The organism is Nocardia sp. NPDC051911, assembly GCF_040681035.1.
GTDB lineage: Bacteria > Actinomycetota > Actinomycetes > Mycobacteriales > Mycobacteriaceae > Nocardia > Nocardia sichangensis.
On the sequence record NZ_JBFAXY010000048.1, the window covers coordinates 1 to 23680 of the forward strand.

The following is a 23680-nucleotide window of genomic DNA, read 5'->3' on the forward strand; positions in this document are numbered from 1 at the left end:
CCACGTTGAAGACCGAGTTGGTTTATCGCCGGGCCTGGCGGACCCGGGACGAGGCCGAGAACGCCCTGTTCGCCTATATCGATGGCTGGTACAACGGCCAGCGCATTCAGAAGAAGCTGGGCTGGCGATCACCCGCCGAGTTCGAAGCCAGCTACCATCACCCGGTTCCGGCTGGAACCCGATAGTCCGTCCTCCAACAATGCGGGGGAACCTCACGTCATGGCGCACCGATAGTCATGCCAGGCCGATCGTTGGACGTTCTCTCGCCGACATCGCCGCCACCATTCACAAGTACTGTCCTGCACAGCGGTCATGACTGATGGCATCGGGTTCCGGCCGGGCCCGGGGGCGGGGCGAGTTCGGCCACAGCAGGCGATGGTCCCGCCCAGGTTGTGGAGGTGGAAGCTACTTTCCAGGCATCCCATGCCGACCGGCAGCCGAATGCTCAGATACGCTCTTACTGGTCGGAACCGTAGTCGCCAGCACGACGGTGCAGTCGGTGACGAAATCGATGAACTCCTCACGGGTAAATTCCAAGGTCACCACGAAGGCTGCATTAGCTGTGCTGCCCCCTCAGCGACGAGTGTGCCGATCGCGTGGACGAAGATGTCGTCATCGGCGTTTCCACGGCGGAACGCGCCCGCCCGCAATGCCGTCTTCACACCGAGCGCTCGGAGGGTGGGCGGTTCCCCCCGATGTGTGGGCGACAGAACCATCGTGCGCCCGGCAACCGCAGCGGCGGCCAACCGGCGTCGGTAGCGGGAATGCACACGTCCAGACACCGTTCCGCATCCAGAGCACCGGGCCATCGGCGTGGCAACCACAGCCTCCACGACCATCCTATCGCCGTCGCTCCAGACATCGCCGATCACCACGAGGCCGGGTGGTTGTCGGCATCGACGCTGGTCATCCATTGTTCGAGTTCCCGGCCGCGACGCTCGGTCATGATCGTGGCGAACGCGCGGACATGGGCGGCGAGCGATTCAAGTGCGGGACTGGTCTTCAGGATCGCGTCGAGCTGACGCTGATCGCTGGGGTCGATGTTGGCTGGGTGGGTCATGATCCAGGCGGTGACCTTGCGGACTGTCGGCGGTTTCGGTGGCGGTGGCGGGATGTGCGCCGTGGTCCGGAAGCGCTGCAGGCAAGCACGGACCATGCTGGCTCGACCTCGGTAGCCTCGTGATCGGATCTCTTCGAACAGCCTGGCGGCGTTGGTGCAGCCCTGGTTCCAGCGTTGATGCAGGTAGGGCTTGAACTCGTCGAGCAGGCTGGTTCGGTATCCGGTGCGGTTGTTGACCAGTAGCTCCTCTGGCGACTCGGCGCGGGCGATCCGTCGAACCGTGCCGCGGGCCGGCCCGAGTCGGATGCCGATGCCGCGGATGGTCTGGCCTTTGGCCAGCAATCCGTGGATGTCGGCGTAGCGCTTCGCGCCGTTGGTGGAGGTCCATTTCGAGACGCGGCGGATCTGGATGAAGAAGGCGTTGGCCGAGGGCGCCCGGCCGAGCGGTTCGGCAACAGCGCCCCAGGCCCGGCGGTTGAGCCGGAAACCAGACGAACACGGCAAGAAATCCGCCTCGAGAATCGGCTCCAGCACCAGCTTCAACGATGCCTGGATCACTCGGTCGGCCACGGTCGGGACGGGTAACGCTTCGACCATTATGGGAACCATCTTCCGCTAGGAAGAAGTGGTCCCCCAACTCGTGACGATTCAACAAGATACATGGTCATTGAGGAACACAGCACTAGCGTTACAGTTATATTTGTGCGTGCTGGAAGCAGGGCCTCCGCCAGGAAACATTGCTTCGCAATGACTTCGGTGCAGTCTTGCGAAATGGCGATCAGCTGAGGGAGGCTGCGGGGAATTTCGCCAAGTGCGCCCCGGCTGTCGCTTCGGATCGATGTCCGGCCTATCCGGGCGGCCTGTTGCTTCATCATCGCCGTCTGCCGCTCCACCCGAGCAGCTGACTGTCATATGGAGGGCGCGGACCATCGGACACCGCAACATCATCCACCAGCTAGCGAAAACTTGAGCCTCCGCACAGCCGCGCCCCCGACCGGTTACCTGCGATCTCAATCATGTCGGGATCCTTTGTGGATCCACATGTTCGATGGGCGGGTGGTAGCCGCCGCGGATAAGCTCCAGCCGGCGCGGCCAGGGGCTGAATGGGACCGAGTCAGAGGCGAAGTAGAAAGTCGAACAGCCGCCGCCCTCGTGGTTCGGGTTGTAGCCGCCCCCGTCCGGGCGCATTGCGCCGGGGCCGGTGAGGAACCGCCACAGCATCGCGAACGCCTCGTCGTCACCGTCGACCCGGAAGGCGAAATGGGCCTCCCGATTGTGCTTACGCTCGTCGGCTCGCATCATGCGCCCGATGGCCGATGGGGTGCTGTCGTGGCTGGGGAAGAATATCTCGGTTCGCATCGGCCGTTGCGCGCCCGATGCCGGTCGGGTGAAATGGTGGATGTGGATTCGTAGGTCGGCTGGTCTAATTCCGTATCGATCGCATACCCGGCGTTGCACGATTGTGCTGGCCATGGTGTCTTCCAATTCGAAACCGTTCCGTATCAGGGTTTTCGGCATCTCGCTGATATCGGTTGGAAAGAGGAGGATTCCGACGTGGTCAAAGCTACAGTGTCGCAACAGGAATCGGGATGCCTCCGCCGCGGCGGAGTTGTCGACGCCTAGCACCGCCGATAGCAATTCGGGAGTCGACTGCGACTCGACGTAGTCGATGATCCGGGCCAATCTGCTGGCATCCAGCCAATACAGACCGGTACCCGAACCCGAAGTGGTCGCGTGGGAAGGTTGAGTGATCATGGGGCACCTAGTCCGTCTCGCCGCCGGGATCGCCGCCGATCAGTGATATTTGACTGCTCGATCGGTGTCCGCGAATCATATGCTCTCCGCGAGTACCTTGCAAATTGCAGTGGTGCATGGGCGGGTCTCTGGAGCCTGACGGGGGCTCAATGCCACGACTGTAATCCGTCGAATAGTCTCGCTCTCGCACCGCACGCTCTCGCACCCCACCGACTCCCACTGCCGAATCCGCGACGGAGCCGAATGCCTGGCAGAGTCCCTGTCGGAGCGGTACATTTATCAGCGCCATATCTGCCATATCCGCCGTAGTCGAGTTCCTCATGGAAGGCCCGGAGCATGAATCATCCTAATGTCGATGTATTGCAGGAGATCTACACCGATGCGACTTCGCTACGGCACCGCGCGGCCGACGACATTGTCCTGCACCCTGCCGACCGTAGCCTTGATCCGGTAGTGGGCATGGAGGCGGTGATCGATCATGTGGAGACCTTCAACCGCCTGACCGGCTACACCCGCGTCATGGATGTGCAGGACATCGTCGCCAACGATCACTTCGGAGCTGTTCTCGGCGTATTGCGCGCCACGATCAATACCCACGATATCGCCATGCCCTTCTGTGGGCTGTGGCGCTTCCATGGCGGCAGAATCATCGAGCACTGGGAAAATCCCTACGATGCCGGTGCGATAGGTCGCGCACTCGCCGCAAGCAGATGAGTCTGCACTCCATGCGGACAAAGCCGACCGCCTTCCCGGTGTCGGGAAGGGGCTTGCGCTCAACTTGCAGACGACTGTATCTTCAGTCATCATCACGGTGAGTCTGGCTCATTGTCGGGCCAGACCTTGTGGCCGAATGAAGGTTCGGTGCCAGGTGCAGTAGCACCGCTGATTTGACACTATTCAGGACGACGATGGATTAATTCCAAGTGCGTGGTCGCCTAGGCCATCGACTATCGAAAAACGGATGTCGTTTATTGTTGCCCCACAACGATTCCGAATTATCGGTGCGTATACGCGACTGTCGAAAACCACACTCTCCAAAAAGTTTCTAATAACAGAATAGGTATCGCAGCATGTCCCACACCGCGCCCGAGCCCCGCCTGCTCGGAATTGCCACAGAGCTTCCCCGTTGGGAGCATTCTACCGAGGAACTGCTGGAGGCGGGCCAGGGACACTTGTCGGACCGACTTGAGGAGATGGCGCGCAGCCTCGGGATCGACAAGCGTCACTCGATCCTGGCCAATTATCCCGACGTGCTCTTCGGCGACGCCGAGCCCGAACTCGGCATCGCTGTAGCCGATCTCGCCGTCAGGGCCGCCCGCAAGTGCATCGCCAAGGCCGATATCCCGGTGGAGAAGATCGGGTTGGTGCTCGGGTTGACGAGCACGCCGGGCAGGCTCATGCCGAGTCTGGTGTGCGACATGTTCGTACGTATGCCCGAACTGTCGAGGACCACACAGAATCTCAGCATCGAATACATGGGCTGTTCGGCGCTGTCCAAGGCCGTCGACCCGGCCCGGTGGTATCTGGCGTGCAACCCGGACAAGCTGGTCCTGGTCTGCTTCGCCGAGGCGGTCACTCCGCTGACCCCGCCGATTACCGGCTTCCATCGGCACTTCGAAGAACTCGCTGTCGACGAGCGCCAGGAATGTGTCGATGCGCTGCACGGCTTCCTCTTCGCCGATGCGGCCGTCGCGATGGTGCTCGGGGCCGAGGGGAACGGACCCTCGTTCGGGCCGGTGGCGAGTCTGACCAACGAACAACCAGCAGATGCCGAACTCGGCACCGTTCCCGACGGTGGTTCGGACAACCCGATACAGCGGGGAGCGCGTCGGATGTACACGCTAAGCAATCTGGTGACGCCGCGCGGGGGCTTCTACGCCAAGGAGACCGTGCGCATGACGCTCAAGGATCAATCCTGCCACCTGACCACTCCTGCGGACGCCTCGACACTGTTGATGCACACCGGCAGTGTCCGAATCCTCAACACACTGTGCCGGGAGTTCGGGGTCGACCCGCGGAGCGACAAGGTCGCCTCGTCCTATCGGGTACTGCGCGACCACGGCAACACCCTCGGGTGCTCGGTCCCGCTGATGCTGGCCGAGCCGGTCCGGCGCGCACCGGGACAGGGGCTGATCATGGCGTTCGGGTTAAGTTTCGGCGCAGGCGCATTCACGATGAACGTCCCCGAAGGCGGATGGTCCCCGACTTCATAGTCGATCGACCCCCATAGCTGACGACCATCGGGAGGACACCTCATGCATCCGACACTTCCTGCCCTGTTCACTGCCGCCGCAGACGCCTGCACCGCGGAGCCCGCGATATTCGCCGATGGCGATCACCGGTCTTGGGAGCAGTGGCGCGCCGAGTCCGCCGCGCTTGCTCGCGCACTGCAGGAACTCGGAATCGGCAAGGGCGATCTCGTGGCGGTGCATCTGCCCAACTGCTGGGAGTTCCTGACCGTTCACATCGCCGTCGCCGCAATCGGTGCGGTGATGCTCCCATTGCACACCGGCCTCGGGCCGCACGAACTGCGCTCGATGCTGGCCCGCACCCGCGCGGGCACGGTGGTTCTCTCGGCCGAACGCGGCCACGATTCCGTGCGGAAGATTCTCCCACACACGCCAGCTCTGAAGCGGATACTTGTGGTCGGTAACCTCGCCCAGACGGGGGGTATCGATGATGCGGCCGACGGGGTGTGGTCGGTGGCCGACCTGGTACGGCGTTGGGCCGGAACGGCTCCATCGCCGGAGCGGGTGGACCCGGACGACCCGTTCGTCCTCGTCCCGTCGTCGGGCACGACCTCGCTGCGCCCGAAGATCTGTGTGCACACCCACCGCAGCCTGATGTCGAATGCGATCGCTGTCGCCGCGGACGCCCGGGCCAACGGCGACGACGCGATCGTGAGCGCAAGTCCCTTCACGCATCTGTTCGGCCTGCTGTCGGTACACCTCAGCGTGGTGACCCGTGGCCGTCAGGCGTTGCTCGCAGGCTGGGACGTCGCAGAATTCCTTCGACTGGCACGGTCGTCGGAGGCGACGGTGCTGTTCGCGGTGCCTGCTCAAATCCGCGATGTGGTGTCGCGGCCCGACCTCGACGGTATTCGGCTGCGGGAGATACGAGCCAGCGGCGCTGCCGTTCCCGCCACGCTGGTGGCGAACGTCGAAGCGAAGATGGGTGCCAGGGTGATCGTGCAATGGGGCATGTCCGAAGTGGGTGCGGGCCTGTTCACACGGCCGGAGGATCCTCCAGAGCGGGCCATGGGCACTGTCGGGCGACCGATTTCCGGTGCCGAGGTGCAGGTGGTCGCAGACGACGGTCGCCCCTGCCGTCCCGGCGAACCCGGCCAGCTACAATTCCGCAGCCCCTTCCGTTTCACGGAGTATTTCGAGGATCCGCAGCTCGCCCGCGACACGTTCACGGCGGACGGCTGGCTGCGGACCGGCGACCGGGCTAGTGTCGACAACGGCGGCATGGTCACCTTCCACGGCCGCGACGCGGAGGTGATCAATGTCGGCGGCGTGAAATTCAGCGCCGTGGAGGTCGAGACGCTGCTGGACGACATACCGGGCCTGGACCGAGTCGCCGTCGTCGGGCGCCCCGACGATCGACTCGGCGAGTATCCGTGCCTGGTCGTCACCCTTCGGCCCGGCAGTGTGGTCACCTTGCGGGACGCAACCGAACATCTTGCCGCAAAAGGTGTGGCGGATCACAAGGTCCCGCTTGAGTTGGTCGTGCTCGACGAGATGCCGTGCACACCATCCGGGAAGATCGCCCGCAGCAGGCTCGTCGCGATGCTTGGTGGGGTTCCGCTGCGCGACGGGGGATATTCCAGCCGCGGTTCGCGCGCGGAATCGGCATGGGTCCAAGAGCTTCGACTGTTGCCGCAGGCACGGCGCCTACAGCGTTCGCTGGATTTGGTGCGCGAAACCGTTCGCGGCCTGCTCGACGCGGCCGAGCCGATCGAGCCGGACCAAGTATTCACCGACTATGGCCTGACATCGGCAACGGCAGTGCGACTGCGTGCCGCCTTGGTCGAGGCCACCGGCCTCGACCTGCCGACGACCATCGCCTACGATCTGCCTACCCCGAATTCGGTCGCCCGCGACATCGACGAGCGCGTCGTCGCGGGCGACACCGCAGATGAGCCGGAGCCGACCGCGCCGGTCCGGCTGCGACACACTGATGACGACCCGGTGGTCGTCGTCGGTATGGGATGCCGGTTGCCTGGGGACATCGGGTCCCCCGACGAGTTCTGGGAGCTGCTCGTGGCTGGCCGTGACACGATCGGCGACTTCCCCTCCGACCGAGGTTGGGCGGTCGACCCCAAGGCTGGTTACGCGCGGCGCGGCGGCTTCCTCGACGCCGCTTCGTTCGATCCGGCCTTCTTCGGCATCTCGCCGCGGGAAGCGGTCGCCATGGACCCCCAACAGCGGCTGCTGCTGGAAACCACCTGGGAAGCATTGGAACACGCCAGGATAGACCCGATGTCGTTGCGCGACAGCGAAACCGGTGTGTTCGTCGGTGTCATGGCCTCCGATTACGTCCCGCGCACCTACCAGGCCGTCTCCGCCGGCGACGCCTCCGCCATGACCGGCAACGCCGCAGGCGTCGCGTCCGGGCGGATCTCCTACGTGCTCGGGCTGCACGGTCCTGCCATCACCGTTGACACGGCGTGCTCGTCGTCGCTGGTGGCCCTCCACCTCGCCGTTCGGACGCTGCGGTACGGGGAGTGCTCACTGGCGATCGTTGGCGGTGCGACGGTCCTGTCCACACCGGTGACCTTCGCCGAATTCGCCCGGCAGAACGGACTCGCGGCCGACGGCCGGTGCAAGCCCTTCGCGGCCGCTGCCGACGGGACCGGCTGGGGCGAAGGCGTGGGGGTTCTGGTGCTCGAGCGGCTGTCCGACGCGCGCCGGGCAGGCCGTCGCATCGTTGGAGTGATCCGCGGGACGGCCATCAACTCCGACGGCACGTCCAACGGACTGACCGCGCCCAACGGCCTGGCCCAACAACGGCTCATCCAACGGGCGCTGGCCGACGCCGGGCTGACGCCGTCCGACGTCGATGCCGTCGAGGCCCATGGTACCGGGACTAGACTCGGCGATCCGATCGAGGCGAATGCACTTCTGGCCACCTACGGACGCGACCGCGCCGTGCCGCTCCTGCTCGGCTCGGTCAAGTCCAACATCGGCCACACCCAGGCCGCCGCAGGCGTTCTCGGGACCATCAAGACGCTGCTGGCCATAGAGCATGGATTGGTCCCCCGGACTCTGCACGTGGACGAGCCCTCCCCGTATGTGGACTGGACCTCGGACACTGTTCGCCTTGCCACCGACGCCACACCGTGGCCGCAACACCCACGGCCTCGGCGCGCGGGAGTCTCCGCATTCGGGATCAGTGGCACCAATGCCCACGTCATCCTCGAACAGGCCCCGCCGCACGACGAAGCTGCCGAAGCCACCCCCCCAAGGAGCGCGGCGCTTGTCTTCGGCAAGCGCTCAGCGGTCGCGCGTCCCGCAGCCTGCTCGCCGCTCGTGACACCGCTGGCCTTCTCGGCCAAGACGACCACGGCTCTAGCGCAGCAAGCGGGGCGACTCGTCTCGATACTCGACGGTGGCACCGCCCCCGCCGACGTCGGTTATTCACTGGCCGGCACTCGCGCACAGCTGGAGCACCGGGCGGTCGTGTTCAGAGCCGACCACCGTGCGGACCTGGCGGCGCTGGCGGCGGGAACGTCGGGCTATGCGGTGACCGGCCGCGCCGACCTGCGGGGGAGGACCGTGTTCGTGTTTCCCGGACACGGTGCGCAGTGGGCCGGTATGGCGTCGGCGCTGCTCGATTCGTCGCCGGTCTTCGCCGCCTCGATGGCCGAGTGCGAGTCGGCCTTGGGCGAATTCGTCGATTGGTCGGTGTCGGCTGCCGCAGCCGACGAATCGGCCCTGCGCCGACCGGAAGTGGTCCAGCCGGTGCTGTTCGCGGTGACGGTGTCGCTGGCCCGGCTGTGGCAGGAATACGGCGTCGTCCCCGACGCGGTGGTCGGACATTCCTTCGGCGAGATCGCCGCCGCGCACGTCGCGGGCGTGCTTTCGCTGCGCGATGCCGCCCGCGTCATCGTCTGTCGCGCCGCGCTGTGCGCCGATCTCGACGGCCGGATGCTGTCGGTAGAGTCACCCGCTGCGGAAGTGTCGCAACGGATCCGCGGAATCGACGACGTGAGCATCGCAGGCTACAACAGTCCGCGGACCACCGTTTTGTCCGGAGACGCCGACTCCATCACGGCGTTGATGACGCAATACCGCGATGCGCGAGTACCCGCTCATCTCGTCCGGATCGGATTTGCCTCGCATTCGGCACATGTGGAACCCATCCGCGAACGACTATTGGTAGACCTGTCCGGACTCACCCCCAAGCCCGCGCAGATCAACTGGTACTCCACGGTCACCGGAAAGCCGATGGACGGCCCCGAAGCCGACGCCAGCTATTGGTACGACAACCTGCGGCAGCCCGTGCAGTTCGCCGCGACCGTCGAAGCTCTCGCCGCGGCGGGCTCCAGCTACTTCGTCGAAGCCGGACCCCATCCAGCGCTCACCGCCGCCATCGCAGCGACGGTCTCGGATGCGGCGCTGGCCATCGGGACGATCCGCCGCAGCCAGGGCGGTTTCGACCAGTTCACGGGCTCGTTGGCCCGCGGATATGTCCGCGGGCTGCCCGTCGACTGGACGAAGTTCTTCGACGGTGCCGGAGCACGACAGATCGACCTGCCGACTTATCCGTTCGAGCACCGTCGATACTGGCATGACCGGGCCATACAGCTCGCGGTCGCCGGGCAACTCGACGAGTCGCGACCACAGTGGGCCGATATCGCGTCCGCCGACGAGACCGCACTCGTCGCGGCGTCCACCGCGTTCCGCGAGCATTTCGCGCGGCTCGGCACCGCGGAGCAGGCGCAACTTGTCGAGGACCTGGTTGTGACCCGAGCTGCCGGTCTGCTCGGATACCACGACCCCAACGCCGTGGCGGCCGATCACAGCTTCCTGGATATCGGCTTGGACTCCCTCACCGCAATCGCACTGCACGACAACCTGAGCAAGGTGACCGGCGTCGAGTTGCCGCCCCTCACCGAGCTCGAAACCGATACTCCCGCCGTACTTGCGCAGCGGTTGCTCCACGAACTGCTCGCACCGCCGGACACCCAGCGGTAGCCGCGGGTGCCGTAGTAGTGGATATCGGCGATCGCGTCCCGGGCATGTCGCTTCGGGCGGAACCCGTAGGAGACCGGTTCGAGTAGGGTCGAGACGGAGCACGGTGCCGGTCCTCCGATCCGCTCCGTTTCTAAAAGCCCGGAGCCCCTTAGAACCGGCCGTGCGGCGTAACCGCATCCGGCTCGAGCAAGCCCCGAAAACGTTGCGGGTTTCCGGCTTCCTGCGCTTGCGAGCGATGAGGCTGCGGTTGCAGGAAGCGTGCATCAGGCGGGTGTGGTTGTCGTCCGGCTGGCCGCCTGCCTCGTGGTGGGTGAGGTAGGCGGCGTTGATCGCCCGTTTGACGACGGTCAGCCACCACCGTTCCCAGTCGTGTGGCGACTGTGGAGGTTGGTCGGCGGTGAGCAGGTGATCCCCGCAGAGTGGGCAGCGTTCTGCCTGTCGAGCAGGCGCAGGTTGTAGCTGTCGAGCGGAGCGACCACTTTCCGTCGTCGGGCGGCCCAGTAGGCGATCAGGTCCGGTTGTCTGGCGACGCGGAGCCTGCGACCAACTGGCGCCGGACGATCCTGGTCCAGGACAATTTCGTCAGGTGCGCGATGTCGCCGCAGTCGTTGATCGCGTGGTCGCGACAGCCGAACACCCACCTGGCTGGGGCTCACCGTCACCGCCGTCAGTAGCAGTGCAATGCACGCAGTATGCCGCATCGGTGGGCGGAAGGTGGTGTGGAAAACCTGGCCAGATGGATGTAGGGGACGCGGGCGGCCAGCGCCAGTTCGAGGCGTTCGAGCTGGCGGTAGAACTCGGGATCGGACTTGCGGTCGTCGTCAACGATGTAGTCGCAAACGGTGCGGATGCCGCGATGAGCAATGACCTCGAATCCGGCAGTTGCCAGGTCGGCTTTGACATGGTTGGGATAGCAGGCGCGGGTGGTTGTTTCGTAGGCGACGCTGTAGCGGGTGGGAGCGTCGAGCATCCCCAACGCCCCGCCCGGGTCCAGGCCCCGCACCGCGCTCAGCAGCGGATCGGCGTCAGCGTTGGGCGCGATCACCGACAGCACGCCGCTCACACGCAGCGGCACCGCCAGTGTTGCGATCACCCCGGCAGGGTCAGGCAGGTACTGGATGAGGTTGTGGCACAGCAGAACATCGAAACAGCCGCGACCGAACTCGTCACCGAGGGCATCGATGCTCGCGTGCCGGGTGGTGACGCGGTCGTCCAGGCCGCGTGCGCGGCCGCGGTACGCCTCGGCGAGGGACTGCTCGGAGATGTCGGCGATCGTGACGTGATGGCCCCGTGCCGCGAGTTCGAGCGCGTCGAGGCCGTTGCCCCCGCCCACATCCAAAATGTCCAGCGGGCCCGCCGATAGGTGGGCGGTGAGGTTCGCGGCCGCGGTGGTATAGCGCAGCCGACCCCACGGGCTGGTTTGCCATCGGGCGAACACGCTGAACTTCTCGTCGAACACATCGGCCTGTGACTCACTCACCGCACACCACCCGGCCTTTCGGATCAGGGTTCGATTCGAGGTTCGATGGTAGGGATTCCGCGCTGCGCGAAAGCTACTGAGTGTCATGCTGCTGCGTTGCGGTCCGCGTCGAGTCATTCGTGAGCAGGTGTTCGATGACTGCCGCGTCGGTGAGGCAACGCACGATCTCCTCGGCGAGCAAATGATCACCGAAATCCGATAGGTGCACTCCGTCGGCACACCACAGCGTGGCCGACGCCCCAGCAGCCGCCCGAACGGCGGGAGCCCACCCCAACGCCGTTGCTGTCGCCATGAACCGATCCCGCACGTCGATGAAGCACGCCTCGACCTCTAGGGCGGCGCGGCGGGCGCGTTCGTTGTATCGGGCGAGTTCGGCGTTGACCGCGGCGGTGTCGATGCCGGACAGCCACCCGATCGGCGGGGCCGCGATGACCGCGGGTCGCGAGCGCGTGCAGAGCGGCGCGTATGTTGGCCTCGTACACGCCGATCGGCACGCCTTCGGGCCGCTGCTGAAAACTCCTCCAGACGTCGTTGGTGCCGCAGCTGACCACCGCTATATGCCACCCCTGGCCGGTGTCGCGGGCACTGACTTCGGTGAATACGTCAGCTGAGGTCGCTCCGCCTACAGCGAAGTTGACCGACTCGACATCGACTGATGGGTATCGAGCTTGCAGGGCGGTGGTGACGGCGTGGGAGAAGCCGCGATGGCGCCACTGGGTGATCTCGACCATGCTTCCGACCGGCGGGAGGTCTGCGGGGTCGGTAAGGCGCGGATTGTGCGCTTCGTAGGCTTCGATCAGGCTGTCGCCCCGCCACGAGATCCGCATGCGCGGCCTGTCCGCGCAGCCGGATGATTCACAAGACGGTGAACTCCGAGGCAGGCTGTTCTAGCGGCTGGTCCACGGCGACGCGCAGGGCTGCCCGTTCGGCGACGACGGTCTTGTCCACCGCCTCGGCGAGGTTATGCCACAAATGCCAGCGATCGGCGACCTCGATCGCCTCCGGGCGCGGCGGTCTTGACCGCCCCGGCATAAGCTGAAGCGCGATCTCGGCACACCACCTCGACTCCAGGATGTTCCCCCAGCCAGTCCGCGAGCGTTGCGGCGGTGCGGTCGGCGAGCACCTCGATCGGACGATGCGACTGCATATCCACCACGACCGTTCCATACGTGTGTCCGCGGCGGAAGGAGATATCGTCGACCCCGAGGATCTGCACCCGGGTGATCGGCGGGTCCGGCAACGCTCGCATTAGCCGCAGCAGCGTGTCCCGGCTCGTCGCGATGCCCAGCCTGCTGGCCAGCCGGGCACCGGCCCGCCCGCCAACGCCAACCCGATCCTGGTCAGCGTCGAGGCCAGCTGGTTCGTCCGGCGCGCCCACTTCACCGTCAACCCAGCAACCTGCTCAGCAAAAGTCCTGCAGCACAACCGATGTTCGGGCAGAAGAACCGGCGCACACGCAACCGCAGTACCACCACGCGGCCCGCAATCGACATATCCGTCAACTGTCGCCAATACCGGGAATGGACCCGCGCCGAGTCGCTCCGGCATCGCGGACAACTTCCCGCCGCCGCGCCAACGGCAGCTTCGATCGTCACTGTCGCTTCCGGTTGAAGACTGGTTCTGGTTCATATTTCGTGATTGACCCAGACCGGGATATGTTGGGCTGATTGATGGTTGGCGAAGTGGCCGATTCTCTGATCTTGGTGTGTTGACGATCTTGTTTCCACACCTGGACGGTCTGGTGATCGGCGCCGTTCGTGCTGTCGGTTCCACGGTCCGGATCGACGCGGCCACTCCGGACGAGCAGGTGGAGTGCCCCTGCTGCGCGACGCTGTCGCACCGCGTCCACAGCCGGTACCGACGGCGATTGTCCGACACCGCGATCTCCGGACGGGAAGTCGTGATCGCCCTGCAGATCCGCCGGTTGTTCTGCGACAACTCGGATTGCGGGAGAAGAACTTTCGCTGAGCAGGTCCCTCGGCTTGCCGCCCGTTACGCACGGCGGACACTTCTGCTGGAGAAGGTCCTGCGCCCGGTCGCGCTGGCGTTGGGCGGACGGGCCGGTGCCCGGTTGACCGGGCACCTCGCGGCCCAGGTCGGTCGCACGACCTTGCTGCGCAGGATCCGCGCACTGCCGGACCCGAAACGAACGACGCCGCGCGTTCTCGGGGTCGACGACTTCGCCCTGCGCCGTGGGCACCGCTACGGAACGATCCTGATCGACATGAACACCCGCCGCCCGGTCGACGTCCTGACCGACCGCACCGCTGACACCTTGACCACCTGGCTGCGGGCGCATCCGGGCGTCGAGATCGTCTGCCGTGATCGCGCCGGCGCCTATGCCGAAGGCGCAACGAAAGGCGCACCCGAGGCAATCCAGGTCGCAGATCGCTGGCACCTCTGGCACAACCTCGGCGAAGCCGTCGAGCGCAGCGTCGCCCGGCATCGGGTCTTCCTCAGCGCAGCGGTCGAGCGTCCTGGTGAGCCGTTGCTGCCCGACATCGGCGAGGTCGCCGCAGGCATGAGACACGGGCCGGTCGACCCCACGCAACGCCGCGACCGCGTTGCGGTCCGCACCCGGGAACGTTACGCCCGGGTTCACGCACTGCTGGCCGAAGGCGAAACCATCCGGGCTATCGGGATCCGCCTGGGCTTGGCGCGCAACACCGCCCGCCGGTTCGCCCGCGCCCAGTCGCCGGAGGAACTGTTGGTCAACAACGGCACCGGCTACCGCGTCGGCCTGCTCGACGAATTCAAGCCCTACCTGCACGGGCGATGGAATGAGGGCTGCACGAACGCCACCAGGCTGTTCGAGGAAATCCGCGCCCGCGGCTACCGAGGCCGGGCGAGCATGGTCCGCGCCTACCTCCAGCAGTTCCGGGCGACCGCCCACATCCCGGCGCCGCCACCGAAGCCGCCAGCCGCGCGTCGCGTCGCGGCATGGATCATGACCGATCCGGCGGCGTTGGATCCCGACGACCAGCAGCGCCTCGACGCGATCCTTGCCGCCAGTCCGGAATTGGATTCCCTTGCGGGCCATATCCGCGCGTTCGCGACCATGATGACCGAACTGAAGGGCAAGCAACTCGAACAATGGATGAGCTGCGTCGATGCCGACAACCAGCCGGCACTGCATTCGTTCGTTCGGGGCCTGCGACGCGATCAGGACGCGGTCGCCGCAGGTCTGACCATGCGCTGGAGCAGCGGCACGGTCGAAGGGCATGTCAACCGGATCAAGATGCTGAAACGGCAGATGTTCGGCAGGGCAAAGCCTGACCTGTTGAGGAAGCGCATCCTGTTGAGCGACTGATCAACAGAACGATCGACTTCACGAAATTTGGGCCAGAACCAGTATTCAGCCGAACGCGACACTATGCCGACGTCGGCATAGATCGACGATATCGGCTACCTGCCGTTGCCGGCCGAGGCGGCGTCAGCGTTGTTTCAGGTCGTGTCGCAACGCTATTTGAAGACCTCGATCGTGATCACCACCAACCGCGGCGTCGGATCCTAGGGCGAGATCCTCGGCGACAACACCGTCGCGGCCGCGCTGCTGGGCCGGTTGCTACACCGGTCGATGGTGATCAACCTCGACGGGGGCTCCTACCGCCTGCGCGACCACCAGGCGACCGCGGACCACCTCCGCCGGACCACGACGGGCAACCGGCAGCCCCTATAATCAGCGCCGCTCACGGGTGGGACATTTCGATGAGCCCGGTTGAGATTCGGCGAGCGCAGTCACCGCGCATACTACGACCGCAGGATTGCCGGCGGATCGTCCCCACGCGCGGCCATGCGCCAACACCATCTGGCGCATCATGATCGCCGACGACACCAGACGCCGCCGAAGCCCAGCCGAGCCGTGTTCTGCAACTTGACAAATAGAGAGGCAGCGTCATAATCCCCGTGAGGCGCTGCCCAATCCAGCTTCCAGCCAGATGGCGCGTGCCACGCTGACCGATGCGAACAGTGAGGTTGCTACGCCCGCCGGTTTCGACGGCAAGGACAAGGTCGACGTGAACAACCACGAATGGGTGGTCGACCTCACCAAGTGACCGGTTCGTGCCTGGCGATGCCGTCGCAACGCCAGGCACGACGCACTACCCGACCGGCTCCGGTTCCGGTTTCTCCTTGATCGCGGCGAGTTCGCGCTCGACGCGCTCGTCATGCGCCTTCGCCTCCGCAGCGGCTTTCTTCGGGCTCCAATGTCCGGACATCAGGAACACGAACGGCAGGAATACGACCTGCGCGATCAGGCAGATCCACCACCAGCGCTTCCACTGTCCCGGCGAATCCTTGGCCGCCTGCAGCACCTCGGTGGCGTGGGCGGCCAGATAGGCCTGGTCATCGGCGGGGATGGTGCCGACCGACTGCAGCTGTGCCGTCGCCTGCGTGAGCTCGGGGCCCACCTTGGCGGCGACCGCGAGGTCGGCGGCCGGGAGCTGCTGGGTCGCTTGCAGGCGTGCGATGGCCTGGTCCACCGGGATGCCGAACTTCTCCGCGACCTGGCCGACCGCCGCAAGCCCCGCTGCGGCATCGGACGGATTGGTGGACAGCGTCGCCAACGTGGCCGGGTCGATGGCCTGAAGTGTCGCCAGCTCCTGCGGATAGCGGGTATTGAGGCCGACGGTCGTCTGGATCTCGGCAGGCGACGCACCGGTCAACTTGTTGAGCGCCGCGACCTGTGCGGCCTGATCATCGGGGTTCTGCTGCAGCGCCGCGAGAGTATCGGTGCCGACCGTCTGAATGGTCGCGAGCTGTGGACCGTACTTGTGCTGGATTTCGGCGAGTCGAGGACCGTAGTTGACCAGTGTGCCAGCGGTATTGATTACGATCAGCAAGCCGAACAACACAATGGTCACGACACCGCGCAGCGTGCCGCCCCAGACCGCGAGACCAACCGCGGTCGCGGCCGGATTCCGGTTCTCCACGGTCTCGGTGAAGCTGGCCATCCAGGTGGCGTAGGCGATGCCCACACCGACCGCGATGACGCTCAACCACAACGCGAACGTGTAGTATCCGGTGTCGGGCTTCTCGGTATAGCCGAGGAATACGAACAATCCGACAATGCTGATGAGTGCGCCGACGATCATGAACAGCTTGCGCACCTTGACGTAGTCCGAAACGATGCCTGCCAGCACGAGCGCGATCGCATTGGCGATCCAATACCAATTTCCGAGGGCATTCGCCTTGGCCGAACTGAACCCGAAAATGGTTGCCATATAAACGGGTAGGAAAGACACGATGGTGTAGAAGTAGGCGAGAAACATGCTGATCGCCAGCGCCGATCCGACGATATTGACACGCAGCATCTGCCGCCATTGCCCGTGTTCGAGCGTGCTGACGTCCAATCCGTGCGCCCGCGCTTCGATCAGCGCGCGATCGCGCATCGACACCATGATCTGATCCCGCAGCGCCGGACTCAGTTCACGCAAGCCGATCACCGCGAATACCGCGATGACCATGCTGATCACCCCGCACAGCCGATAGTGGTACTGCCAATCGGGATGGGCGCCGAGGGTGTGAGTGGAGATTTCGGTGGTGATCAACGCGCCGAGCACCGGTCCGAGGGTCCAGAAGCCCATGGCCGAGGCCCGGCCCAACTGCGGGGAGAAGTCGCGAATCAATGCCGGTGTGGCCACCAGCACCGCGCCCTCGGCAATGCTCACCACGCAGTAGACGACGAGGTAGGCCTCCTTGCTCGTGGTCGCGGGTACGGCGAACAAGGTGAGCAGCGAGCAGATCACCACGCCATAGGCGACGATATTGGCTCGTCCCCAGCGGTCGAGCAGGCCGGCGAGCACCGAGGCGGCCGCGCCGAATGCGGCGCCCGCGATAAATATCCCGACGAAGTACCGGAAGGATAGGTGGAAGTAGGCAATCAGCTCATTGCCCACCGCTCCGGCGACGAATAGCTGGTAGTACAGGGCCACCGAGGTGATGACCACCAGGGCCAGATACCAGGAGCGGGCGGGGGTATCGGGATAGTGCGGTAGCTTGCGCTGCCACAGCCCCGTGAGCAGGGTCGGCGAAGCTGCGGTCTGGGTCGAGCTCATGGTCGAGATGCCTTTCTGGCCCCGGCATCTCGTAAAGGAACCTGAACCCTCCGCGGGTCAGGACGAGTTGCCGGCTGGAAACAAGGGAGTGAGCCGGGTGGAAACCCGGTAGCGAAATGGATCACTTAGCGCACATTATTCGGATCAAAAGACCGATTGAATTGCGCAACTGAAATGGGCGGTATCGGTGACCGGGACTGGTGGTTGACCCGTGTGGGCGGGGGTCGGGGTTGCGAATTCGACAGTCGCGGAGGAGTGTTCGATTCCGCCGCTCGGCGGGCGGTCTGTGGGTAGCGGCGGAAATGATTGCCGCGTGGCCGGATGCTTGCTGGAAATGATTCCGGAGCGATCGATTTCGGTGATGCCCGGTCTGGCGTAGCCGCAGGCCCCCTGCCGGCCTGACCACCGCCAACACACCATGCTCTACGCCCCGCAGTGACGGACAACAGTGGCCGGGTGTCGTTCGGCAGTTGCGGACGTATCGCATGTGCATCTTCAAGCGAGGATGCGAAGTTCAATAGCAGCCTCGCGTTGGAAGTGGAATCTGTCACAGGCACGCGGCTGACTCTAAGTCCGCAGTAGACGCATGTCAACAAATTTCATCGAACGTCAGCTATCTGGAGCGCGGCCTTCCAGCATCGCATAGATGACCCCTTGAGCAGCACGTTCAAGGCTCGGGTCGCCGTCGGCGATCGTTCCTCGCTACCTGCTCGTTGGCCGAACGGGTGCGCTGTCGCTCACTCTAGTTTGTCAAGATGGCCCGTATTGACAATCTAACTTATCGAGACTTATCGTGCCGACAGATCATCGAAGGGGCGTGCCGTGAAGAGGGCGGATAGGAGCGTCGGTCTAGCACGACAGTTGTAGTTGTTATCTGCAGATTTGCTGTGTGCTGGATGGTGTTGTGCCGCAGGATAGTGCGGTGTGGCGGTCGAGTCTGGATGATGTGTTCGCCCGCGTTGCGGGGGCGGTCGGGCGGGCGGAGCCGCGAGGGTGGGCGAAGGCGTATGTGACGGGGTTGCTGGCGCCGGTGGAGCGGAAGAACTCCTGGCAGCTGGCCGAGGCGGCGGGGTGGTTCCCGACGGGTGCCGGCATCTGCTGAACCGGGGCGCGTTGGAGTGCCGATGAGGTGCGTGATCGGGTCCGCGCCTATATGGCGCGAGGCGCTGGCTTCGCCGGATGGGGTGCTGGTGGTCGATGAGACGGGTTTCGTGAAGGAGGGACTGCGCTCGGTCGGGGTGCAGCGACAGTATTCGGGCACTGCGGCCGGATCGAGAACTGTCGACTGGGTGTGTTCCTTGCCTATGCTGGTCGCTCGGGCCGGGCGTTGATTGACCGTGAGTTGTATCTGCTGGAGTCGTGGACCGCAGAGCGTGACTGTTGTGTTGACGCCGGTGTGCCCGAAAGTCGCTGGAGTCAGGGCTTTTTACCAAGCCATGGTTAGCCGAGGTGATGATCGGTCGGGCGCTGGCCGCGGGTGTGATGGCCGGGTGGGTGACCGCCGATTCCGCCTACGGGCGTGACGGCAGATTCAGGGCGTTCCTGCAGGCGAATCGGATGCCCTATGTGGTAGAAGTCCCGGTCAGGCACACCATCACCGACGTCGATGGTCGCCGCAGAGTCGATACCCTGATCAGCCGCGCCCCCCGCCGAAGCATGGCATCGTGTCTCGGTCGGTCCTGGAGTCCGAGGGGAACGCGAATACGACTTCGCTTGGGCCGCCCTTCCGGTCCTCGACGACATCCCGGCCGGTTTCGTGCGCATCCTGCTGGCCCGGCGATCCCGCGGATATCGCCTACTACGTGTGTTTCCACCCCGACGCCATCGATCGCGGCCAGATCGTTGCCGTGGCCGGTGGGAGGTGGGCGATCGAGGAATGCTTCCAAGCCGCCAAAGGGCAATGCGGCAGTGCCCACCTGGTCGCCGAGGTCGACCAGCCGCGCAACTGCCACCGCAGACTGTCCAAATCCAATCGGACTGGCCTGCGACCAACGATCTTGTGGATACTGGCGATAAGGGGGCGGTGACCCGTTCGGCGGTGATCTTGGGGCTTTCTGCGTAGGTTGACCGTCGGTGTCCGAGAATGAGGATGAGAAGGGTTTTCTGACCGCGGGGCAGGTCGCGGGGTACGGCTGCTTCGACGGGGAGCCCTCAACGGAAGACCTGCAGCGGTTCTTCTATCTGGACGACCAGGACCGCGTGTTGATCGGGAAGCGGCGTGGTGAGGCCAGTCGGCTGGGATTCGCGCTTCAACTGACTACTGTGCGTTTCCTGGGCACGTTCCTCGACGATCCCCTCGATGTCCCCGCGGGGGTGGTTGACGAACTCGCCGGCCAGCTCGGGATCGCCGACCCGTCGGTGGTGAAATCCTATGTGGAGCGCGTCAATACCAAGTGGGAGCATCGGCGGGAGATCTGCCGGGCGCAGGGCTGGCGTGACTTCGCTAGTGTCGGTGAGGAGTTGACCCGGTGGATCGATGACCGGGCCTGGAATACCGGTGCCGGGCCGAAGACCATTTTCGATGGCGTGGTCGCCTGGCTTCGGGCCCGGCAGGTGCTGCTGCCCGCGGTGGGTGAACTCGAGAGGCTGGTCGCCCGGGTGGTGCGGGCCACGCATGTGCGGTTGTGGACCACGCTGGCCGAGTTGGTGACTGCCCGGCAGGCGGGGTTTGCTGCTGGATTTGATCGAGGTGCCCGACGGGCGGCGGGTCTCGGCGTTGGAGGTGTTGCGGCGCGGCCCGACCGATCCCACCGCCAAGGCCCTGGTCGCGGCCTGTCGGCGCATCGCGCAGGTGGCCGGGATGGGTGTGGGCGCAGTGGATTTGGCCGCGGTTCCGCAGCGGCGGGTAGTGGATTTGGCGCGGCGCGGCATGACCTCGAACGCGACCGATCTGCGGCACACCCGCCCGCACTCGAAACGGCTGGCGACACTGCTGTCCACGGCGGTGTATCTGGAGGGCAAAGCCACCGACGACGCCCTGGAGCTGTTCGATGTGATCATGACCAGCGTGTTGCTGGCGCGCGCCGAACGCCGATCGGCCGTCGACAAACTCGAGCGGTACCCGCGGATCAGCAAGGACGCCGCACGCCTGGCGGCCGCGGTCGCGGTGCTCCTGGAAGCCGAGGACTGGGGCGATGAGGTCACGATCGCGGTGTTGTGGGACCACATCGGCAACGTCGTGTCCCGTGCACAGCTGCGGGCATCGGTGGCCAACATCAACGAGATCATGCCGCCGGATGCCGACCCGGACGGCGAGTGGCGGACGGCGTTGATGACCCGCTATCCGTTCGTGCGGAAATTCTTGCGGGTGTTCGTGGAGACGATCGAGTTCGGGGCCAGCGCCGACGCCGAGCCCGTGCTGGCCGCATTGCGGGCTCTGCCCGACCTGCTGGACAAGCCCGCGACCAAGCGGGTACCCGCCGGCTACCTGGATGCTCGCAGTGTCGACCTCGAGGTGGTGAGCCCGGGCTGGCGGAATCTGGTGCTACGCCGCGATCGCCCGCCCGGCACCGTCGAGAAGGTTGCGTACGTGTTCTGTGTGCTGGAGGCGTCCCATCAGCGGCTGCGCCGCCGCGATATCTTCGCCGCCGCGTCGTCGCGGTGGGCCGACCCGCGCGCTTAACTGCTCTCGGGTGCGGCATGGGAGGCCGGCCGCGAGTCGCTGATGAATTCGCTGCAACTACCCGCCGACCCCGGCGAACTGCTCGACGAAGCCGCCGCGGAGCTGGACGAGATCTGGCGGCACACGGCCGCGCGGGCGGCGGCCGGTGCGGTCACCGTCGATGCGCAGGCCCGGGTGCACGCAGGCGCGCTCGAAGCGATCCCGGAGCCGCCGAGCCTGATCGATCTGCGACGACGGACTCAGGCGATGATGCCGAGGGTCGACATCGGCGAGCTGATCCTGGAGGTGCTGAGCTGGTGCCCGCAGTTCGCTACCGCCTATACCCACATCGGTGGTGGGGCGCGGATCAGTGACAACCTCGACCTCACCCTGGCCGCGGTACTGACCGCGCAGGCCCTCAACGTCGGCTGGGGACCGGTCGTCACACCGGGAGTCGATGCGTTGACCAGGTCCCGGATCGGGCACGTCTACCAGAACTATGTGCGCGCCGAGACCCATGCCGGGGCCAACGCCGCGCTCATCGACGCTCAAGCCGGGATCGGCACCGCGCAGTTGTGGGGCGGCGGGCTGGTCGCCGCGGTGGACGGCACCCGGTTCGTGGTGCCCGTCCGCAGCATCGACGCCCGCGCGAACCCGAAATACTTCGGCCGCCGCAAGGGCAGCACCCTGCTCAACATGATCAACGACCAGGGTGTCGGGCTGGCCGGGATGGTCCTGTCCGGAACACCCCGGGACTCGCTGTACGCGGTGGATCTGATGTATCGCCGCGACGGCGGACTCCGCCCGCAAGTGCTGATTTCCGACACCGGATCGTACAGCGACATGGTCTTCGGCCTGCTCAAACTCCTGGGCGTCGCCTACCGCCCCGAGCTGGCCGACCTGCCCGACCAGAAACTGTGGCGCATCGACCCGGCCGCGGACTACGGGCCCCTGGACCGGGCCGCCCGCGGCAGGATCGACCTGGCCAAGATCACCCGCCACTGGCCCGACATCGTGCGCGTGGCCGCCTCGGTGCACAGCGGCCAGGTCAGCGCCTCCGATGTCATGCGGATGCTGCAGCACGGCGGCAACCCCACCCAGCTCGGCGACGCCCTGGCCCACTTCGGGCGAATCTTCAAAACCGTGCACGTGCTCACCTACGTCGACCGCGAACCGTATCGGCGCGACATCAAATGGATGCGCAACCTGCAAGAAGAACGCCACGGCCTGGGCAAACACGTCTTCCACGGCCGCAAAGGCGAGCTGCGCGAGGCCTACCACGCCGGGATGGAAGACCAACTCGGCGCGCTGGGCCTTATCGTCAACGCCATCACCCTGTGGAACACGCGCTATCTCGACGATGCGTTGAATCAGCTACGCGCACAAGGCTATCCGGTGCTCGACACGGACATAGCCCGCCTGCACCCGTACTGGCACAAACACATCAACGTCCACGGGCACTACAGTTTCCAGCCACCGGAACCCGCCCGCCGGGCACTACGCGATCCCGACCTCCCCGACGACGAATAGGACGCCGAGGCCCGCCGTGTTCCCGCCGGCGCCGCGTTGCGCCTGGTCATGGAGCGCAATGCCGATGACCGCGTCATGTGGTGGGCGCATCAGCGAGGTGGGGTTCGAGGGCGCGGTAGAGGGTGGAGCGGCCGATCTGGAGGTGTTTGGCGATGGCGGTGACCGACTCGCCGCGTTTGCGGCGGTCGATCGGGACGGCCAGGGTGTCGGCATCCACCGCCGCGGGGCGTCCGCCCTTGCGGCCCTGGGCCGCGGCGGCGGCCAGGCCGTCGAGGGTGCGCTCGCGGATCAGCTCGCGTTCCAGCTCCGCGGCCATGGCCGCGACCATGAACAGCATCTTCTCCGCCATCGTCTGGCCGTTGGGTTTGTGCACCCCGGCGCAGATGCCGGTGAGGATATGCAGGTCGATCTCGCGGGCATGCAGCTCGTCTTCGAGCAGCACGAGCAGTTCCTTCATCGACCGCGCGACCCGGTCCGGTTTGTAGATTACCAGGGTGTCGCCGGGCTTGAGCGTCGCCAGGGTTTTGCGCAGCTGCGGGCGGTCGCCCCGGGTGCTGGCGGTCTCCACGACGACCTCGCGGCAGTCGGCACCGGCGAGTGTGTCGAGTTGCAGCTGGTGATCCTGCGATCGCCCGGACACTCTGGCGTAGCCGATCCGGACGATGTTGGTGTACGCCATCGGAGGATGGTCCCGCATACTGTCCCGGAACTCAAGATCCGCCACCCGGTTCCGGGACGGGTTCCGAGACAGGCCGTCATGGGCGTTCGCCACACTCTTTGCTGCCGTCCCGGATTCGACCGATATCGGGACGACTACCCCTGTCGCCTCGAAATCTCAGGCAGTTTTCATCGATCTGAGGCGTCCGGCGCGCAGTCCCATGTAGTTGAAGCATCTCTGCCGTGGTCCCGCTGGCCCTGGCGGTGAGGCCACGGCGATCAGGCTTCGAGTGTGGCCGTGGGGAATACGCGACTCAGCCGATCGGGCCTTTCCCTGGG

At 65.5% G+C, this 23680-nt stretch carries 17 protein-coding genes and 4 pseudogenes; 12 read left to right on the top strand and 9 right to left on the bottom strand.

The window, feature by feature from the left end:
* Positions 1 to 185: IS3 family transposase (locus AB0L97_RS35690; protein WP_364438633.1), on the top strand; the 185-nt coding region annotated here is incomplete at its 5' end.
* A gap of 1322 nt (positions 186 to 1507) precedes the next feature.
* On the opposite strand, the pseudogene AB0L97_RS35695 reads toward AB0L97_RS35690, so the two are convergent.
* Positions 1508 to 1645, bottom strand: a pseudogene (locus AB0L97_RS35695) (group II intron reverse transcriptase/maturase); the annotation flags it as partial.
* A 429-nt stretch (positions 1646 to 2074) separates the two neighbouring features.
* Complete coding sequence (locus tag AB0L97_RS35700) at positions 2075 to 2815, bottom strand: hypothetical protein (RefSeq protein WP_364438636.1); 741 nt, start codon at positions 2813 to 2815, stop codon at positions 2075 to 2077.
* A gap of 336 nt (positions 2816 to 3151) precedes the next feature.
* On the opposite strand from AB0L97_RS35700, the gene AB0L97_RS35705 reads away from it, so the two are divergent.
* The 3 genes from AB0L97_RS35705 (at position 3152) to AB0L97_RS35715 (ending at position 10017) form a co-directional block, all read left to right on the top strand.
* Positions 3152 to 3529, top strand: a complete 378-nt coding sequence (locus tag AB0L97_RS35705) for a nuclear transport factor 2 family protein (protein WP_364438639.1) — start codon at positions 3152 to 3154, stop codon at positions 3527 to 3529.
* Positions 3530 to 3885: 356 nt separating this feature from the next.
* A complete protein-coding gene (locus tag AB0L97_RS35710; protein ID WP_364438642.1) occupies positions 3886 to 5028 on the top strand; it encodes a 3-oxoacyl-[acyl-carrier-protein] synthase III C-terminal domain-containing protein in 1143 nt (380 codons plus the stop codon).
* 42 nt (positions 5029 to 5070) lie between these two features.
* Entirely contained in the window at positions 5071 to 10017 is a 4947-nt protein-coding gene (locus AB0L97_RS35715) for a beta-ketoacyl synthase N-terminal-like domain-containing protein (RefSeq protein ID WP_364438645.1), read from the top strand.
* On the opposite strand, the pseudogene AB0L97_RS35720 reads toward AB0L97_RS35715, so the two are convergent.
* The 5 genes and pseudogenes from AB0L97_RS35720 to AB0L97_RS35740 form a co-directional block, all read right to left on the bottom strand.
* Positions 10005 to 10097 (bottom strand): annotated as a pseudogene (locus AB0L97_RS35720) (maturase); the annotation flags it as partial. The gene AB0L97_RS35715 and the pseudogene AB0L97_RS35720 sit on opposite strands and share 13 nt — an antisense overlap.
* A gap of 587 nt (positions 10098 to 10684) precedes the next feature.
* Entirely contained in the window at positions 10685 to 11497 is an 813-nt protein-coding gene (locus AB0L97_RS35725; protein WP_364438648.1) for a methyltransferase domain-containing protein, read from the bottom strand.
* Positions 11498 to 11682: 185 nt separating this feature from the next.
* Positions 11683 to 12324 (bottom strand): SGNH/GDSL hydrolase family protein, encoded by a 642-nt coding sequence (locus AB0L97_RS35730; RefSeq protein WP_364438651.1) that lies wholly within the window; start codon positions 12322 to 12324, stop codon positions 11683 to 11685.
* A 134-nt stretch (positions 12325 to 12458) separates the two neighbouring features.
* A complete protein-coding gene (locus AB0L97_RS35735; RefSeq protein ID WP_364438654.1) occupies positions 12459 to 12875 on the bottom strand; it encodes a transposase in 417 nt (138 codons plus the stop codon).
* A 7-nt stretch (positions 12876 to 12882) separates the two neighbouring features.
* Positions 12883 to 13092, bottom strand: a complete 210-nt coding sequence (locus AB0L97_RS35740; protein WP_364438657.1) for a transposase family protein — start codon at positions 13090 to 13092, stop codon at positions 12883 to 12885.
* Positions 13093 to 13202: 110 nt separating this feature from the next.
* Between AB0L97_RS35740 and AB0L97_RS35745 the strand changes: the two genes are divergently transcribed.
* Both AB0L97_RS35745 and AB0L97_RS35750 read left to right on the top strand, forming a co-directional pair.
* A complete protein-coding gene (locus AB0L97_RS35745) occupies positions 13203 to 14807 on the top strand; it encodes an ISL3 family transposase (RefSeq protein ID WP_364438660.1) in 1605 nt (534 codons plus the stop codon).
* Between the two features lie 81 nt (positions 14808 to 14888).
* A pseudogene (locus AB0L97_RS35750) lies at positions 14889 to 15176 on the top strand (ATP-binding protein); the annotation flags it as partial.
* A gap of 421 nt (positions 15177 to 15597) precedes the next feature.
* Here AB0L97_RS35750 and AB0L97_RS35755 read toward each other — a convergent pair.
* A complete protein-coding gene (locus tag AB0L97_RS35755; protein WP_364438663.1) occupies positions 15598 to 17553 on the bottom strand; it encodes an MFS transporter in 1956 nt (651 codons plus the stop codon).
* A gap of 904 nt (positions 17554 to 18457) precedes the next feature.
* On the opposite strand from AB0L97_RS35755, the gene AB0L97_RS35760 reads away from it, so the two are divergent.
* The 6 genes and pseudogenes from AB0L97_RS35760 (at position 18458) to AB0L97_RS35785 (ending at position 22684) form a co-directional block, all read left to right on the top strand.
* The gene (locus tag AB0L97_RS35760; protein ID WP_364438666.1) at positions 18458 to 18655 is read left to right on the top strand and encodes a hypothetical protein; all 198 of its coding nucleotides are present in this window, start codon (positions 18458 to 18460) and stop codon (positions 18653 to 18655) included.
* A gap of 22 nt (positions 18656 to 18677) precedes the next feature.
* Positions 18678 to 18884, top strand: a complete 207-nt coding sequence (locus AB0L97_RS35765; RefSeq protein WP_364438669.1) for a transposase — start codon at positions 18678 to 18680, stop codon at positions 18882 to 18884.
* Between the two features lie 79 nt (positions 18885 to 18963).
* Positions 18964 to 19569 carry a transposase gene (locus tag AB0L97_RS35770; RefSeq protein ID WP_364438704.1) on the top strand — a complete coding sequence of 202 codons (606 nt, stop codon included), beginning with the start codon at positions 18964 to 18966 and terminating at the stop codon, positions 19567 to 19569.
* Positions 19570 to 19626: 57 nt separating this feature from the next.
* A pseudogene (locus AB0L97_RS35775) lies at positions 19627 to 20094 on the top strand (DUF4158 domain-containing protein); the annotation flags it as partial.
* Between the two features lie 127 nt (positions 20095 to 20221).
* Positions 20222 to 21175, top strand: a complete 954-nt coding sequence (locus AB0L97_RS35780) for a hypothetical protein (RefSeq protein ID WP_364438710.1) — start codon at positions 20222 to 20224, stop codon at positions 21173 to 21175.
* 42 nt (positions 21176 to 21217) lie between these two features.
* On the top strand, positions 21218 to 22684 hold the full coding sequence (locus AB0L97_RS35785) for a transposase (protein WP_364438672.1): 1467 nt from the start codon (positions 21218 to 21220) through the stop codon (positions 22682 to 22684).
* Positions 22685 to 22757: 73 nt separating this feature from the next.
* On the opposite strand, the gene AB0L97_RS35790 is transcribed toward AB0L97_RS35785, so the two are convergent.
* A complete protein-coding gene (locus AB0L97_RS35790) occupies positions 22758 to 23363 on the bottom strand; it encodes a recombinase family protein (protein WP_364438675.1) in 606 nt (201 codons plus the stop codon).
* Positions 23364 to 23680 lie beyond the last annotated feature (317 nt).

Coding starts and splice junctions, on each gene's coding strand:
- AB0L97_RS35705 (WP_364438639.1), top strand. CDS start 3,152: ATGAATCATCCTAATGTCGATGTATTGCAGGAGATCTACACCGATGCG.
- AB0L97_RS35785 (WP_364438672.1), top strand. CDS start 21,218: ATGAATTCGCTGCAACTACCCGCCGACCCCGGCGAACTGCTCGACGAA.
- AB0L97_RS35700 (WP_364438636.1), bottom strand. CDS start 2,815: ATGATCACTCAACCTTCCCACGCGACCACTTCGGGTTCGGGTACCGGT.
- AB0L97_RS35710 (WP_364438642.1), top strand. CDS start 3,886: ATGTCCCACACCGCGCCCGAGCCCCGCCTGCTCGGAATTGCCACAGAG.
- AB0L97_RS35730 (WP_364438651.1), bottom strand. CDS start 12,324: ATGCGGATCTCGTGGCGGGGCGACAGCCTGATCGAAGCCTACGAAGCG.
- AB0L97_RS35790 (WP_364438675.1), bottom strand. CDS start 23,363: ATGGCGTACACCAACATCGTCCGGATCGGCTACGCCAGAGTGTCCGGG.
- AB0L97_RS35765 (WP_364438669.1), top strand. CDS start 18,678: ATGAGGTGCGTGATCGGGTCCGCGCCTATATGGCGCGAGGCGCTGGCT.
- AB0L97_RS35755 (WP_364438663.1), bottom strand. CDS start 17,553: ATGAGCTCGACCCAGACCGCAGCTTCGCCGACCCTGCTCACGGGGCTG.
- AB0L97_RS35715 (WP_364438645.1), top strand. CDS start 5,071: ATGCATCCGACACTTCCTGCCCTGTTCACTGCCGCCGCAGACGCCTGC.